The following is a 16067-nucleotide window of genomic DNA, read 5'->3' on the forward strand; positions in this document are numbered from 1 at the left end:
TCAATAACACACTCATGAAAAGACTATTACCTCTTTTATTTGTTATTGGCTTCCCGCTGTTGGTCGTCGCGCAGCAGTCTGCCATCACCGGGACCGTTTTATCCGGGAATAACGGCGAGCCGCTCGCAGGGGCCACGGTGCGTACGCAAACGCAAAGTACGGTTACCGACCTGTCCGGAAATTTCGCGCTCAGGCTTACAGCTGCAGCTGACTCATTAACCATCTCGTTTATTGGGTACCGGACGCAGACCATCCAGCTTAACCACTCACCTGGCTTTCGGCATGTCATTCAATTGGAGCCCACCGCTAACCGGTTGAATGAAGTCGTCATCAACACCGGTTACCAGCGCTTGCCTAGAGAACGCGCTACCGGGTCATTTGCCCAGGTCGACCGGCAACTGCTGAACCGGAGGGTCAGTACCGACCTGCTGAGCCGCCTGGAAGACGTAACCTCCGGGCTGATCTTTAACCGGGGTGCGACCAGCACGAACGCACAGACGCCCATTACCATACGGGGCCAAAGTACCATTAACGCAAACGTGGATCCCCTGATCATCCTGGATAATTTTCCTTACCAGGGTGACCTTAATGACATCAATCCTAATGATGTGGAAAGCGTGACCGTGCTCAAAGATGCCGCTGCGGCTTCCATCTGGGGCGCCCGCGCCGGTAATGGGGTCATTGTCATCACCACCAAAAAAGGAGCTTTCAACCGCCCCATACAAGTATCGCTCAATGCGAACGTGACCATCGGTGCCAAGCCGGATCTGTTTTACCAGCCGCAAATGTCCTCTGCAGAATTTATTGATATTGAGCAAAAATTATTTGCCCAGGGCTTTTACCAGGCTGCGGAACAGTCGGCAGCGCATACGGCGCTCACGCCTGCCGTGGAATTGTTCATTGCGCAGCGTGACGGAAAAATATCAACGGCTGAGGCGAATGCCCAACTGGAAGTCCTCAAGCAGCAGGATGTCCGCAATGACCTGAACCGGTATTTTTACCGGAAAAGCGTCAACCAGCAGTACGCCTTCAACCTCAGTGGCGGCTCAGAAAAACAGCGTTTCTATGTATCGACGGGTTATGACAAAGACCTGGCTAATCTGAACCGTAATACTTACGACCGTTTTACATTAAATGCCTCCAATACCTATTCTTTGATCGGCAGCCGGTTGCAGGTCAATACCGGTTTCATGCTGACGCAAAGCAGGACCCAGCTCGACAACCCTAATTACAATGCTTCCTATAACGCGATCACCAATACGCCTTATTATCCCTATGCCCGTTTAGCCGACAGCGAGGGAAACCCGCTGACGGTCGCTAATGATTACCGGATGGCTTATGCCCGGTCTGCCGCAGCCGCCGGACTTTTGGACTGGCAATACAGCCCGGTCAATGAACTCTATGCGGCGGATCAAATCAGCAGGGTCACCGATTACCGGATCAATGCCAGCGCGGATTACAAGATCATTCCCGCCCTGCACGCACTGGTGTCTTATCAATATGGCAGAGGACTCACAGATGGCAGGAACCTGCAAAGCCAGGATAGCTACTATACGGGTAACCTGATCAACCAGTTTTCACAGGTCAACGCGGACGGGAGCATCAAAAGGATCATTCCCTTAGGTGGCATCCTGGACTTGGGGCAAACCTCCCTGACCAGCCACAATATCCGGGGACAGCTCAATTTCAGTAAAGGCTGGCAAAAAAATGAGATCAATGCCATTGCCGGCTATGAGTTGCAGGAGGTCCATACGACCGGCAATACGTATCGCTTGTACGGCTATGACGGTGACCATGCCACCAGCCAGTTGGTAGACTACGTGAATCCATATCCGTTATACCAGAATCCAGGCGCGACCGGGCAGGTTCCGAACAGAGACACCCAGACGGAGCTCACCGACCGGTATATTTCCTGGTATGCCAATGCAGGTTACACTTTAGACCGGCGGTACTCCCTGACGGGCAGCGTCCGGTTTGACCGGTCCAACCTCTTCGGGGTCAATACCAATCAAAAAGGGATTCCGCTTTGGTCAGCAGGTGCAGGCTGGAACATCAGCCATGAAAGTTTTTATCACCTGGGCTGGTTACCCTACCTGAAGTTCAGGGCAACCTATGGTTTAAGCGGAAACGTGGACAAAAAGCTCTCTGCTTTCACCACAGCCCAATATGCCCTGACCAAAGCGCCCACGACATTGCTGCCCTTCCAGCGTATCGTGAACCCACCCAACCCGGAGCTCCGGTGGGAACAGATCAGGACCACGAACTTCGGCCTGGACTTCAGTACCCGGAATGACCGGATCAGCGGCACGATCGAGGTTTACCAAAAAAAAGGCATAGATCTTATTGGTACCACACCTTTCGCGCCGTCCACCGGTATCAGCAGCTTTACCGGTAACAACGCCAATACACTCACCCATGGTGCTGACCTGACGATCAATACCCGGATCATTGACCGCACCATCCAATGGAATACCACCCTGCTGCTGAGTTATGTCAAAGACCGGGTGACCGAGTATGCGACCGCTCAATTGAACGCTTCTACGATCGGTCTGATCGGCTATCCCATTCAAGGCAACCCGTTGTACGCCATTTATAGTTATCCATGGGCTGGTCTTGACCCCTTGACGGGCGACCCGCAGGGCATTTTGAACGGTCAGGTCAGTAAAGATTATGCGGCCATCCTTAGCAATGCCAGCGCCGGCACGATTGTCTACAACGGATCAGCCAGGCCCACTACTTTCGGCGCATTCCGCAATACCATTACCTACCGGAACTTTTCGCTGTCTGCCAATATCAGCTTCCGTTTAGGTTATTATTTCCGGAGATCTTCTGTCAACTATACTTCCGTACTGAGCGGACTGGGCGGAAGCGGGGATTACGCCTTACGCTGGCAACAACCGGGTGATGAATCCCATACCCAGATCCCCTCGCTGCCGGCAGCGATCGATAACAACCGGGATGGTTTTTATGCGCTCGCGGAAACCCTGGTCGGCAAAGCGGACCATATCCGTTTGCAGGATATCAACTTCAGCTACGACCTTTCAGGTATCCGCCTGAAAAAATTGGCCATCCGGCATTTACAGTTGTACCTGTATGCCAACAACCTTGCCCTGTTATGGAAAGCCAACTCCTTTGGCGTTGATCCCGACTACCAGACCGGTCCGCCGCCCAAAACCATTGCGGCCGGTTTTAAACTCGACTTTTAAATTAAATAGCATCCCATGAAAAAGATAACCCTATACCTATTAGCCGGCATGACCTGCTGGATCAGTGCCTGCCAGAAAGAGTTCCTGGATAAAAAGCCCAACCAGGCTCTGACCGTTCCAACTACCCTGACCGACTTCCAGTCCCTGTTAGATAATAACGCGGATATCAATGTGGCGCCCTATTTGAGCGTGACCGGTACGGACGATGTTTACACCACGGACGCCGGCCTTTCCGGCGCAGGCGTGGTGATCGCCAACAGCTACCTGTGGCAGCCCGATATCTACCAGGGGCAAACCCAGAATGACTGGAACAAACCTTACCAGCAAGTATTCACGGCGAATGTGATCCTGGATGGCCTGGCTAAGTATCAGCCGAACCCGGCCAGCCAAAGCCAGTTTAATATGATCAAAGGCAGTGCCTTATTCATCAGGTCGCTGGCGTTCTACCATTTGGCGCAGCAGTTTGCGATGCCCTACGACCCGGGTACCGCTTCTGCGATCCTGGGCATCCCTGTTCGTCTTTCCTCCGACGTCAATCAGCCATCAACCCGGGGGACGCTGCAACAGGTTTATGATCAGATCACGCATGACCTGCTCCTTGCCGCTGACCTGTTACCCACGCAAAGTGATTATAAGACCCGGCCGACCCGGCAGGCCGCATTCGCCTTGTTGGCCAGAACATATCAAACCATGCAATTATATGACCAGGCAGGGCAATATGCTTCCGCCTGCCTGAATATCCGCAAAGACCTGATCGATTACAATACGCTCACCGCCAGTTTAGCCAAGCCCTTACCCCGGGCATTGCCCAATGGCAATGATGAGGTATTGTATTATACCGCATTGAGCAACGTTAACTTTTTTATTATCCCGACGCTAACCAGCGTGGACAGTGCCTTGTACCGTTCTTATGCGGCCAATGACCTGAGAAAATCCATCTTTTTCACAGTGAAATCCAGCGCGATCACCCAGTTCAAAGGGAACTACAGCGGGACGACAGCCATGTTTGCGGGTCTGGCCCTGGATGAAGTTTATCTCATCCGGGCAGAAAGCTACGCCCGGGCCGGCAACATTTCCGCCGCCATGAACGACCTGAATTTCCTGTTGCAAAATCGTTGGAAGAAGGGAACCTTTGTACCGCTGACGGCATCGAGCACCGAAGAAGCATTAACACAGGTATTGACCGAACGCCGGAAGGAACTGGTCTTCCGGAATACCAGATGGACCGATCTGAAACGGCTAAACCAGGATAACCGGTTCGCCAAGACTTTGATGAGAAACGCAAATGGAAAAACCTATACATTGTTACCCGGAAGCCCGAGATATGCTTTCCCCATACCGGACGATGAGCTCAGGAATAGTGGAATAGCACAAAATAATAGATAAAAAAACAAAGCCGGCTCCCCTGGGGGGCCGGCTTTGCTGATTAAGGAATGATGGTATATTGTCCCATTTCCGTGTCCGGACTGTTGGGCGCCGGTACGCCGTCGGCCGGCTGGCTGTTAAAGAAAGCGGTACAGGCTTTGGATGCTTCCGAACAGCTGTAATTCCCGGATTCGCTACCTTGCTCACGGTTATTTAACACCCAGTGCGTTGTTGCACTGGAACTGGTATTGGCATACTGTTGCAGCACCTTTGGGCTTTTTGCCGGTGCTTTGAATGCCAGGGTGAAGGTAGCTACTGCTACAAGGCCTGCCAGGCCTAGTTTGTTGATGTTCTTAAAAAAGTTACGCATGATCTCTAGTTTTGAATTCGTACCGGAATGGCACGAATGGATTGACCGCACGGACCCTGGAAGCTTGTATCCTACGGCCGATTTTAATTTCTGCAGTGCAGGGCAAACTCTTCTCCTGCTATCGCTGATCATTCAATTGCCTGAGCCTCCTTTCTTTGTTAGGATGTAACCATCTGTTGATTGCCTTCCATTCGTTGTCTATGGCAATACCCCCAAGGGCAAGCCCTATGAAAACGAGATTGAATAAGAGATGCGTACTATAGCCCATATGGGACAAGATCCCGCCACAGCTGCAGGGAACCCGGCCAAATACCCCGGTCATGGTAATCGCAATATAAATCGTAAAAGCACTTAGTAAAGCAACGGAACCATACAGCGCTCTCAACCTGCTTGGTAGATAGAGTAATAAGGATACCAGTACCAACTCTGTCAAGGGTACCAGCCACCATAAGACATCAGCGATCAGGGTTGGAAAAACCTGGTTACGCATTTCCTGCCGTGATTTGTCCAGATCAACCAGCTTGCTCATCGCTGCATAAAAAAACAACGCTGCTATGATGCCGGCAATCACTTTCAATAGCTTTTCTTTTGTGCTCATGGCTCATTCCTTTGATCAACATCTTTAATTACAACCTGGCCTGCTGGGCACAGCGCTGAGCTTTTGATAGATGCTGAGGTAAAGTTCGGTCGCCGGACGTCCAATCATTTACAGTTTCGGAGTAAATGGAAACCGGTTAGATGACAATGCGCAAAAAGTAGATGAACTTTGGAGTCCGCTCGCCCGGGAGCTCCGGATCAACTGGTTGATCATTTAACGGCTTTTCGATAGGTCGTGGGATTGGTATGATAGAACTTGGTGAACGCCGTGGAAAAGTAAGCTTCGTTATCATAGCCGACCATTAAGGCAATGCTCCGGATAGGGGTAGTCGTCTCTTTTAACAGCGTAGCTGCTCTATTCATCCGGAGCTCGATCACCAATTGGTGAACCGGCTTGTCCAAATATTTTTTCGCTAATTTTCTGACCTGCCAACCGGTCAATTGCAGCGCCTCCGCCATCAACGATAGCCGGTTAACCGACTCGGTGTGATAATTCGCTTGCAGGAAATCCAGGAGCCTGCGGGCGTCCGCTTCTTCCAGGTGGGTGATGATATAATGGTTGTTCTCCAGCAGCTTGTGATAAAATTTCAGGCACTTGGTCAGCAAAACCAAAATACCTGCGCCCCGCTCTAAAGCATCTTCGGCAGTGTAATGAAGCATTCGGTCCAGGTAATTCCGGACCGTTTGCCCGATTAGACAGTAAGGCAAGATCAGCGGTGCCTTGCGCCCCGCTACCAGGCACCGCAGCAATTCATCAAACTGAGGGAAGTCCGCTTTTGCCGGCAAGAGCGCTTTTTCTGAAAAGGTAACGATCAGCAACTGGTGCAGTCCCTTTTTCAACCTGGCTTCATAACTCACGACTCCGTTATAAGAAAGATAGAAGGTGCCGGCCATAGCCTGGGAGATCCGGTGGTCCCCTTCATCATAAAAATCGATGGCCCCCTTGAACATGAACGTCAGAAAGGTTGCCGGGTAAAGTACATCAAATTTAATGTAGATCTCTGCAGCGGCTTTGATCTCCAGTAACTGCAGGTAAAATCCGACATGGCTGAACTGCTGGCTCACCATAGGTGCATCCGGGTAAGGAATCAATTCGCATACGGCGTGGGGAACGGGATAAGCACCCAATCCGGGTCGATATTTTACCCGTTTGATCTGCGCTCTGACATTCACTGGAAGATGTATGGCTATTGGTGGTTCCATAACGCTGTTAATTATTGGTCTTATTGTTCCTGTCCAGCTGCGTGATAAGTACAGGAGTTCGGGCCTGGATTTGACCGGCTGATCGTTCCTTTCAAACATTCACATGATCAAAAAATCTAACCAACCCCTTGTTCACCCGGATGAGTCATGACTTCGGGATGGTTATCGCCCGCCGAATAATTTCACAGTTTTTACAACCCTGGTCTCTAAATCTGACGTCTATCAGGTCTTTTTGTGCAGTTTTTAATCAATATTTTTTCGGAAAACTGCTCAAATTCAATGTTCTGGGGCAAAAGAATTAGTTATGTATCGATTGGTCAAGTGTCATTCTCGCAATAATAAAAGACACTTAAATGTAAAGCGGGATGAATTTTTGAAAATTTCGAAAAATAAAGGGTTTAATCGAACATACGATTGCAATTATGGCAGGCTATCATCGGAGAGCCACGCCCAGCGTTAACAAAAATTTAAATATTAACAAAAGGTTAATTTAGTATTAAATAATACGCAAAAGTGACCGCTTTTTGAAAAATGGTACCTTAAATTTAAGGGTAAGCACTAAAACACTTATCCGGTACAATGAATATTAACTTTGAAAAGGCCAGCTTCAAGGATTTTGAGAACATTGAAGGCTACAACATGTATGCAAGGGCCGAGATCTTTAACAACTACCTGAACTTCCTGGATCAACGCGGGCACCTCAATTACCGCATGGTCTGTACCTCCGGCTGCGGCCCTGAAATACAGGTCCTGCTACCCGGTCAATCCAGTCCGCAGCCACTTGTCGGCCTGGTTTCCAACGACTATCTGGGGTTTACCCAACATCCCCGCGTCCGGCAAGCCGCCATGGCTGCGATCGAACAATATGGCACAGGTTCGGGCGCGTCTCCGGCCATCGGCGGACATTTCCGCTTTCACCAGCAACTCGAAGAAGCGATCGCCCGGTTCTTCAGACGGGATCAGGACGCTTCCATTTTATATACCACCGGTTATACTTCCAACAGCGCCACCATCCAGTGCCTGCTGAAAAAGGAGGATATCGCGATCTATGACATGGGCGTACATGCCAGCGTCCAGGAAGGCGGACTGCTTACCAATGTCAAAACCTTTCCGCATAATGACCTGGACCGGTTAGCGCAGGTATTGAAGAATGCGCAGCATGCCTATCGCAACAAGATGGTCGTCATTGATGGTGTGTATTCCCAGGACGGTGATATGGCCCCGCTGGATCAAATTCTTAAGCTAACGAAACAGTACGGTGCTTACCTGGCCGTTGATGACGCCCACGGGATCGGGGTGATCGGTAAAACAGGCCGGGGAGTGCTGGAGTTGTATGACCTGCTCGACGAAGTAGACCTGATCACCGGCACTTTCAGTAAGACCTTCGCCAGTATCGGTGGCTATGTCATTGGCAAGCCGGCGCTTATCCGCCTGCTCAAGTTCCAGTCCCGCCAGCATCTCTTTTCCGCAGCCGGAACCCCCGCAGATATCGCCGCAGTGCTGGAGTCGATCCGCCTGCTCGATGAGGAGCCCCAGTGGATGGACCGGCTCTGGGATAATATCCGTTACTTCCGGCAGGGCTTACTGGATCTGGGCATGGATATCGGTACGACCGAATCTGCGATCATCCCCGTGAAGATCGGTGACCCGAAAAAAACGGGTGAAGCCGGTCTGCTGTTACTGGAACAGGGCATTTATACCAATCCGATCATTTACCCGGCCGTTTCCAGGAAAGATGCCCGGATCAGGATGAGCGTCATGGCCACGCATACCCGGGAACAACTGGACCGGACCTTGCAGGCCTTCGCCCGGGTAGACCAGCAGATCGGCATTGCCCTACCCAACAGATCAAGAAGTGAACATTAAATAAAGCAGCTATGCAATCCGGAAATAAACGCGCCTCCCGCAGGACTAATAACCGGCCGCTGACGGAGCGTAAACTGATCGATGCCGTTGGCGTCATTTTAAAAAAGAAAGGTTATAAAGGCTTATCCGCCCGCGCGATTGCCCGGGAGGCAGAGGTGACCACCAGCCTGATCTTTAAGTATTTCAGCACCGTAGACTCCCTTATTGCCAAATACATCGTCGAAAAAGATTACTGGATGGCCTCTAAAGCCGAGATGACGGTCATGCTGGAAAGTATCCGAAAGAAAAGCGGGCTGATCGAAATGCTGGTCTTTGTCCTGGAAAAACAGTTCGATTACTTTTATCAGGAAGAAGAAATGCAGCAGCTCATTTTGTGGGAGATCACCGAAAAATGTTCCCTCATGGATGGTATTGGCAAAATACGGGAACTCCTGGCCAAGGATTTCTTCCAGCAGACCGACCCCTATTTTGAAGGGTCGGGTATCAATTTTAAAGCAGTCGCCGCCCTGCTGGTGTCAGGCGTTTATTACCTGGTGCTACATGCCCGGACGAACTATAGCACACAATGTGGGATCGACATCCGTTCGGAGAAAGACCGGGCGGAGATCATCAGAACGATCCGTCAGATCTTGCAATGGGCCTTCGATGCGGCCAGATCACGGCGGCACGCCGGATAACCGATCACGATGAAAACATTGGAACCCCTGGAGCACTTGTTAGCCCGACTGCTCGGCGACTTACCCCCGTCGGTCGATCCGGGCTGGTCAGAATATGTACTGGATTTGTTCACCGCAGAACAAGATCGTATCATTCAAACTATCCGGGAAACGATCTATAGCTTCCATGGTGACCCAGGCCGGCGATCCGAGCATATCGAATATCTCCAAACCGAGCTCAGTAAGCTTTCGGACCGGCATTACGCGCTCCTGCCGGATTCCGCTGAACGTCATCCGGAACACCTGGTCTTACTGGCCTTGCTTGCTGCCCTGAATTATATTTACCGGTCGTTGCAGGAACTGTATGGGGTTGCTTTTAATGACCAGCTGAAAGTACCCCTTGCCCTGAAAGCGTCTTTTATAGCGGAAAACAGGAAAATGGCTTTTAAAATTCTCCGGGCACTGACCAGCGCCGGCGAGGACCGCGCACTCCTCCGGCTCATCGCGGATTACCTTGATGTCTTATCCAGGCCGGTCTACCGGCCGGTGCATAACGGCCGGGAGCTGGATTATCAGCTTCATTGGGTACAGTCGCTTCATGCCCTCGCTCAGGCTTATTCCGGTGACGAACTCCGGGCGCGGCTCTTCCCGGAACTGGTCCACCTGAATTTCAATTATTTCCCGGTGATCTGTTATTATACCCGGATGCTGCAGACCAATGATGCCGAGGTGGAATTTTATCAGGAGGAACTGGTCCGGGTGGCTGAAAAGCTCCGCGACCTGCGTTCCATTCCCATTAACATTCACTATGGCTACGAACAAGGAACCGAATCTCTGGGCTATATTTTGGCCAAAGCCCTGGAAGAGGAGGCTGCGACGCTCAAGAAGAAACTCCGTATTCAATCCCGGGTCACTTATAAGAAGTGGGAGAACATGCTTTTTACGCCCTTCTTTCTGCACGCTGCTGCCACGATGGAACAAGTGATTTACTTTTTTCGTGTACTGATCGAGGTCGGCTTTTTTGTCCACCGGAAAAAGGTCGTTTATTTCGATTATGTCGCCAAGCATGTGGAAACAGACGGACAGCAAGGCTTTTCCCCGGGGAGCGTGAAGAATAAGTATAACAACCCCAAGCACGCAACCGCAGAAAAGGTCAAAGAGGTATTTTTGAACGCAGTGCGCTGGATCAACGATAATCCGCCGATGGATTAGCCTGTAACAGGTGCAGGAGCTGGTACTGCTCCAGCAACGCCGTAAGTTCATTCATCCACCTGTAGGTGAATCCCTGTTGGTGGATCAGTTTGCCCCAGCCTAATTCCATGATCTCCTGCAGCGTACGAAATCCCATTTGCGCACATCCCCTGCGTAATTTCCTGGAAGCCGGAAGGTCCCCGACAGGGGTTCTTAGCAATAACAGTTCTTCCCGGGTCAGGGTTGCTCTCATAAAAAGGGGAATAATAGACATCAAGTTTTATGCTCATCAAATATAACGGAAGCCAGTGTCCCCTCCAAATGACTTTAGTGTGATCAGTCCATTAGGGCTGACCGGATTGCGATTTTCCTATTTCTAAAGGTGCCTCGATTTTCCCAGGAACAGGCACTTGACAGTCAGCGCATCGGGTTCCAACCTTTGCAAGATCAATGCCCTCTTTGATCGGACCGGCTGGCATGATGACTGTCGTACCTGCGGTTTTACGCATCGGTGGCGTTGATCCAGGCAGGAAGCCATCATCTTCCTTCCACTGAAATGGCCATTGGATAACCGCCCTGTTGGTACTGCAACCGGCGTTGCAGGCAGCGCGGTATTTACGTTAAGCTCATTGGATTATGCTACCATCGTATGCCCGGCAGGAACTCCTGCGCATGGAAGATGAACTCGCCCGGATCGCCAGGGAACAAACTGAACCTTTACAGCGAATGACCCTGGCTTTGCGGTATATCCGCAAAGCCCTGTCACGGATTTTTGATCACCTGGATAAACACCCCTTTCCGGATCAGAAAGACGAGATCCATTTCTTCAAGGTGGTCAAACCACAATTTTATGGGCCTTATCTTTTCGAAATCATGCGGTATCATCTCGTTACCGGTGCGCCCGTAGGAGACGAAGAACAGCTGCGGGCTTATTACCTGGACGAACTGCGCTTTATTCAGCGCGACCTCCGGCAGCATACCTTTCTTTACCAGTACTACCGGTTAGGTGCGCGGGAACTGGATGAGCTGTATTTTGTACGGGGCGTTTCCGTGCAGAGCGTACTGATCCCGGAGGTTCCGGAACTCGATCAAAACTTTGCCACCAGCGGTGATTACCTCTTTTCCAAATTCAGCGCCTATGAAATGTTGCAGGAATACATTGCCCAGGCCCTGGCGAATATCGGCAAGCCGGAAAGATCGGTCTATATCCGGCCCGGCCGGAACCGGAAACCACTCAAATGGACCGGGGAACTGATCAACAGCGTTGAACTGGGTTACGGCATCTGGCTCTCCGGGCAGTTAAATGAAGGAGATGCTTCGCTGGCCGATATCATCTATTGGCTCAGCGAAAGCCTGGATATCGATCTGAGCAAACATACCGGCCGCTTTGAAGAGATCAAGAACCGGAAGATCCTCAGTCAGACGCATTTTATTGACCGGATGCGGGACACCTTGCGCAAATACATCAGTGACCTGAATGGCTTCCAGCCGCTGAGAAAACGAAAGGCGAACCGGGTTGGGCCCAGATCCGGGGAGGAATGATGATCTCCGGTTGTTCCTATCCATGCCTGTGCCTGAAACTTTTGCAGAAGAACGGCCGCGTGCGGTATTTAAGTGGCTGAAAATTAATCCTCAACGGGTAAAGTTTCGGAAGTGAACTGCACTGGCTAGCCGGGCGTCCTTGCTTTATCAATTTTGCTTTATCAATCCTGCTGCAATGGGGCGGCAGGTCAAATCAGCAAAAAGATGTTACATCAAATCACATGGCAACAGTACCTGCTCCTAATGACGGTGGCCCTGCTCATTTACTACCTCATCATCTGGTTCCGCTATTACCGAAAAGACCCTTCCCGGGCGGCTGCCCGCTCACCGGCCCCGCAGCCAACGCCTGCCAGCGAGCAGGAGCCTGGGAATAACGATGGCCTTTTAGGCAGGCCGGCAGATGACTATGGCGCAAGCACGGTAGACAGCGAGGAACTGATCTTCGGCCCGGGGGAAGAGGAACTTGAAGCATTTCCGGACGATGAAGATCCGGACGATGAAGAGGAAGCCGATCGGCAGGCGGCGGAAGTTACGCCACCGGTGCAGGTAAGTAGAACCGACAACGATGAATTACTGCAAGGGGACATGGCCGACCTGCTGGAGGACATTAAACTGGTCTTCTATTTTATCAAGAAGCACAAACCTGCTGACCGGGCGGGCCTGGTCAGCAGGATGGCCAAAAAGGTGGAGCTCTACCCGCGCGTACTGGAAAGTGAACTGCTGGAGCTGGTCCTCGAAGACATCTGTGACAAAGCGTTGTCCGAGCTGGGTTTCCAGATCGGTCCTGCAGAAATACAGGAAGCGATCATCTACAACCGGGACAGTTACCAGGCCGGACCTTTCTCTAAAAAGGGGAAATGGTAAGCTGACCTGATGCTGCCCGGATCCATTATTCATTCCATTAACTCAAAAAACTATGAAATTTCACACTCCGTATAGTCCCCGCAAACAGGCCCTGTTAAAGACGCTGTTGTTTGCCTTTGCCCTGGTCACCTGCAACCTGATCCATTCGATCTGCTACGGGCAGGATGGCTCCGCAGGCATTACCGAGGCCACCAACAAGGTCAAAGGTTACTTCGATGCCGGGTGTAACCTGATGTATGCCATCGGCGCCGTGGTCGGCATCATCGGTGCCGTCAAGGTATTCGGCAAATGGAACGGTGGCGAGCCGGATACCAACAAGGTCGCTGCGGCCTGGTTCGGCTCCTGTATTTTCCTGGTCGTGGTCGCTACCGTACTTAAATCATTCTTTGGCATTTAACCGCAGCCAAATGTCGAGCATTTATCATATCAACAAGGGCATCAACAAACCCATCGAGTTTCATGGTTTGAAGGCGCAGTACATCGGCTATCTGGCCGGTGGCCTGGTGGGCCTGCTCATCCTGTATGCCATCCTCTACATCAGCGGTGTCAATGCCTACCTCTGCCTGGTCTTGATCGGAGGCCTGGCTACCGCGATGCTGGTCACTATTTTCCGGCTGAGTCACCGCTATGGGCAATACGGGCTGCTGAAAAAAGGTGCCCGGCGCAGCTTACCTGTCTACCTGAAATTTCGCTCCCGCAAACTATTCATTCAACTAAAAGCACACGATCATGGTGAACATTGAAAAGATCCTGCCCATCTATAAAGTGGAGAACGACTGTATTGTGTCCATGCAGGGTGATATTACCCTGGCCTGGCGGGTAGACTTGCCGGAGATCTTTACACGCTCCGGCAGTGATTACGAAGCCTTCCACCATGCCCTGATCAAAGCGATGCGGATCTTACCGCAAAACAGCATCTATCACCAGATGGACGTCTTCCGGAAAGCGCAATACCACGGCGCGCCGGATACCGCCCGGAGCTTCCTGGGCGCAGCCAGTGAACGCTTTTTTGAGGGCCGCCCTTACCTGGACCATTGCTGTTATATGCTGGTTACTAAAAAGCCGGATGACCGTAAAGCGGCAAGCAGCGGCTACTCGGGCCTGATGCGCAGGTCGGTCGTCCCGAAACAAACCACCAATACCATGGTTTTTCAGGACTTTTTGGAAAAGGCCGGGTCTTTTGAGCGGATATTGTCCGACAGCGGCTTTGTTACCCTGCACCGCCTCACGGACGATGAGCTGGCCGGTACCGAAAAGAAGGCCGGGCTCCTGGAGCAATACCTGTTCCTGCAAGGGGAAAACGAGCGCCCGATGCTGAAAGACATTCATCTGAAAGAAGGTATCCGCGTTGGCAACGACCATTGCCAGTTATTCACCCTGTCCGATGTCGAAGACCTGCCCTCGCTTTGCGGCAGCCGGGTCAATTATGACCAATACAGCACGGACAAGACCAAGTTCAGCATCGGTTTTGCTTCGCCGCTCGGACTCTTACTGGATTGCAACCATTGCTACAACCAGTACATTTTCATCGGAGACACCCAACGAACGATGAAAGCGCTGGAAAAGAAAAGACTGCGCCTGCAATCCCTGTCCGCTTACAGCCGGGAGAATGCCATCGCCAGGGATGCGACCGCAGATTTTTTGAATGAAGCGATCAGCGAACAAAGGCTGCCGGTCAAAGCGCACTTTAATGTCCTGGCCTGGACCGATCACCCGGAAGGTGTCCAGGAGATCCGCAACAAAGTGGGTTCGGCCATGGCGCAGATGGACGCCGTAGCCCGGCAGGAAAGCGATGGCGCACCCCAGATCTGGTGGGCCGGCATCCCGGGCAATGCCGCAGACTTTCCGCTCAATGACACTTTTGACACTTTCCTGGAGCAGGCGACGTGTTTTCTTAACGTGGAAACCAATTACCGTTCTTCACCCAGCCCGTTTGGGATCCGCCTGGGTGACCGGCTTACCGGTCGACCGGTGAATGCTGACCTCTCGGATGAACCGATGAAGAAAGGGTACATCACCAACCGCAATAAGATGATCCTGGGACCGAGCGGCAGCGGGAAATCCTTCTTTACCAATCATCTCAACAATGGCTATTATGAACAGGACAGCCATGTCGTGATCGTGGATGTCGGCCACAGCTACCAAGGACTTTGTGAACTGGCGGGCGGTTACTACTTCACCTATAGCGAGGATAACCCCATCAGGTTTAACCCGTTCTTTATTGCCAAGGGTGAAGTGCTCGACATTGAAAAAAAAGAAAGCCTGAAAACCTTGCTGCTGGCGCTATGGAAAAAGGACAATGAGGGCTATACCCGTTCCGAGTATGTGGCCATTTCCAATGCCATTACGCTTTATTACGCACACCTGGACAAGCATCCGGATCTATTCCCCGGATTTAATTCCTTCTATGATTTTTTAATGCAGGAATACCTGCAGGTCCTCCAGGATGGTAATGTTGCCGAAAAGGATTTTGATATCGGGAATTTCCTTTATGTGCTTAACCCTTACTACCATAACGGGGAATACGACTACCTCCTGAATGCCACTGAGAACCTGGACCTCTTAAATGAGCGTTTCATTGTCTTCGAGCTGGACAACATTAAATCGCACGAGATCCTCTTTCCCGTGGTGACCATCATTATTATGGAAGTATTTATTTCCAAGATGCGGAAGCTACCGAAAAGTACGCGAAAGGTGATCCTCATTGAGGAGGCCTGGAAAGCGATCGCCAAGGAGGGTATGGCTGATTATATCCGCTACCTGTTCAAAACGGTCCGGAAATTTTTTGGTGAGGCCGTCGTGGTTACCCAGGAGGTCGAGGACATTCTCAGCTCACCCATTATCAAACACGCCATCGTCAACAATTCCGATTGTAAGATCCTGCTCGACCAAAGCAAATACCAGAACAAGTTCGATGACGTACAGGCTTTACTCGGACTGACGGAAAAGGAAAAAGCGATGATCCTGTCGATGAACAAGGCGAACGAACCCGGCAAAAAATACAAGGAGGTCTTTATCAGCCTGGGTGGACAATACAGCAAGGTGTACCGCACGGAGGTGTCACCGGAAGCGTATTGGGCCTATACGACCGAAGCTGCTGAAAAAGCCAAAGTTCAGGAATTGGCTCAGCAGCTCGGCAGTATGGAAAAAGCCATCGCCGCCATTGTGGCCCGGCAGGCCGCTATACCCGGGAAACCGTCCTGACCG

The 16067-nt window shown here is 51.4% G+C and carries 14 protein-coding genes; 10 read left to right on the plus strand and 4 right to left on the minus strand.

Going from position 1 to position 16067, the window contains the following annotated elements; all coding sequences use genetic code 11:
• The first annotated feature begins 14 nt into the window (after window positions 1-14).
• Together ACYVNW_RS00220 and ACYVNW_RS00225 are read left to right on the plus strand one after the other, a co-directional pair.
• Complete coding sequence (locus ACYVNW_RS00220) at window positions 15-3206, plus strand: SusC/RagA family TonB-linked outer membrane protein (RefSeq protein WP_460677815.1); 3192 nt, start codon at window positions 15-17, stop codon at window positions 3204-3206.
• A gap of 15 nt (window positions 3207-3221) precedes the next feature.
• Window positions 3222-4592 carry a RagB/SusD family nutrient uptake outer membrane protein gene (locus ACYVNW_RS00225; RefSeq protein ID WP_460677816.1) on the plus strand — a complete coding sequence of 457 codons (1371 nt, stop codon included), beginning with the start codon at window positions 3222-3224 and terminating at the stop codon, window positions 4590-4592.
• Window positions 4593-4632: 40 nt separating this feature from the next.
• Here ACYVNW_RS00225 and ACYVNW_RS00230 read toward each other — a convergent pair whose 3' ends face one another.
• From ACYVNW_RS00230 to ACYVNW_RS00240, 3 genes are all read right to left on the minus strand, one after another.
• Entirely contained in the window at window positions 4633-4941 is a 309-nt protein-coding gene (locus tag ACYVNW_RS00230; protein ID WP_460677817.1) for a hypothetical protein, read from the minus strand.
• Window positions 4942-5059: 118 nt separating this feature from the next.
• On the minus strand, window positions 5060-5539 hold the full coding sequence (locus ACYVNW_RS00235; RefSeq protein ID WP_460677818.1) for a MauE/DoxX family redox-associated membrane protein: 480 nt from the start codon (window positions 5537-5539) through the stop codon (window positions 5060-5062).
• A 209-nt stretch (window positions 5540-5748) separates the two neighbouring features.
• The gene (locus tag ACYVNW_RS00240; protein WP_460677819.1) at window positions 5749-6741 is read right to left on the minus strand and encodes a helix-turn-helix transcriptional regulator; all 993 of its coding nucleotides are present in this window, start codon (window positions 6739-6741) and stop codon (window positions 5749-5751) included.
• A gap of 579 nt (window positions 6742-7320) precedes the next feature.
• On the opposite strand from ACYVNW_RS00240, the gene ACYVNW_RS00245 reads away from it, so the two are divergent.
• From ACYVNW_RS00245 to ACYVNW_RS00255, 3 genes are read left to right on the plus strand one after another with little or no spacing between them, the layout of a single operon-like run.
• On the plus strand, window positions 7321-8607 hold the full coding sequence (locus tag ACYVNW_RS00245) for an aminotransferase class I/II-fold pyridoxal phosphate-dependent enzyme (protein WP_460677820.1): 1287 nt from the start codon (window positions 7321-7323) through the stop codon (window positions 8605-8607).
• 11 nt (window positions 8608-8618) lie between these two features.
• The gene (locus ACYVNW_RS00250; RefSeq protein ID WP_460677821.1) at window positions 8619-9284 is read left to right on the plus strand and encodes a TetR/AcrR family transcriptional regulator; all 666 of its coding nucleotides are present in this window, start codon (window positions 8619-8621) and stop codon (window positions 9282-9284) included.
• Between the two features lie 9 nt (window positions 9285-9293).
• On the plus strand, window positions 9294-10475 hold the full coding sequence (locus tag ACYVNW_RS00255) for a hypothetical protein (protein ID WP_460677822.1): 1182 nt from the start codon (window positions 9294-9296) through the stop codon (window positions 10473-10475).
• Here ACYVNW_RS00255 and ACYVNW_RS00260 read toward each other — a convergent pair.
• A complete protein-coding gene (locus ACYVNW_RS00260) occupies window positions 10450-10611 on the minus strand; it encodes a hypothetical protein (protein WP_460677823.1) in 162 nt (53 codons plus the stop codon). The two genes, ACYVNW_RS00255 and ACYVNW_RS00260, sit on opposite strands and share 26 nt — an antisense overlap.
• A gap of 515 nt (window positions 10612-11126) precedes the next feature.
• Between ACYVNW_RS00260 and ACYVNW_RS00265 the strand changes: the two genes are divergently transcribed.
• The 5 genes from ACYVNW_RS00265 to ACYVNW_RS00285 all read left to right on the plus strand — a co-directional run bounded on the left by ACYVNW_RS00265 (window position 11127) and on the right by ACYVNW_RS00285 (window position 16064).
• Window positions 11127-11996, plus strand: a complete 870-nt coding sequence (locus ACYVNW_RS00265; RefSeq protein WP_460677824.1) for an RteC domain-containing protein — start codon at window positions 11127-11129, stop codon at window positions 11994-11996.
• 204 nt (window positions 11997-12200) lie between these two features.
• Window positions 12201-12860 (plus strand): hypothetical protein, encoded by a 660-nt coding sequence (locus ACYVNW_RS00270; protein WP_460677825.1) that lies wholly within the window; start codon window positions 12201-12203, stop codon window positions 12858-12860.
• A 52-nt stretch (window positions 12861-12912) separates the two neighbouring features.
• Window positions 12913-13257, plus strand: coding sequence for a DUF4134 domain-containing protein (locus ACYVNW_RS00275; protein ID WP_460677826.1), 345 nt, complete (start codon window positions 12913-12915; stop codon window positions 13255-13257).
• 10 nt (window positions 13258-13267) lie between these two features.
• Complete coding sequence (locus tag ACYVNW_RS00280) at window positions 13268-13603, plus strand: DUF4133 domain-containing protein (RefSeq protein WP_345954640.1); 336 nt, start codon at window positions 13268-13270, stop codon at window positions 13601-13603.
• The gene (locus ACYVNW_RS00285; protein ID WP_460677827.1) at window positions 13590-16064 is read left to right on the plus strand and encodes a TraG family conjugative transposon ATPase; all 2475 of its coding nucleotides are present in this window, start codon (window positions 13590-13592) and stop codon (window positions 16062-16064) included. Before ACYVNW_RS00280 ends, ACYVNW_RS00285 begins: the two co-directional genes overlap by 14 nt.
• Window positions 16065-16067 lie beyond the last annotated feature (3 nt).

This window comes from Mucilaginibacter koreensis, assembly GCF_054783355.1.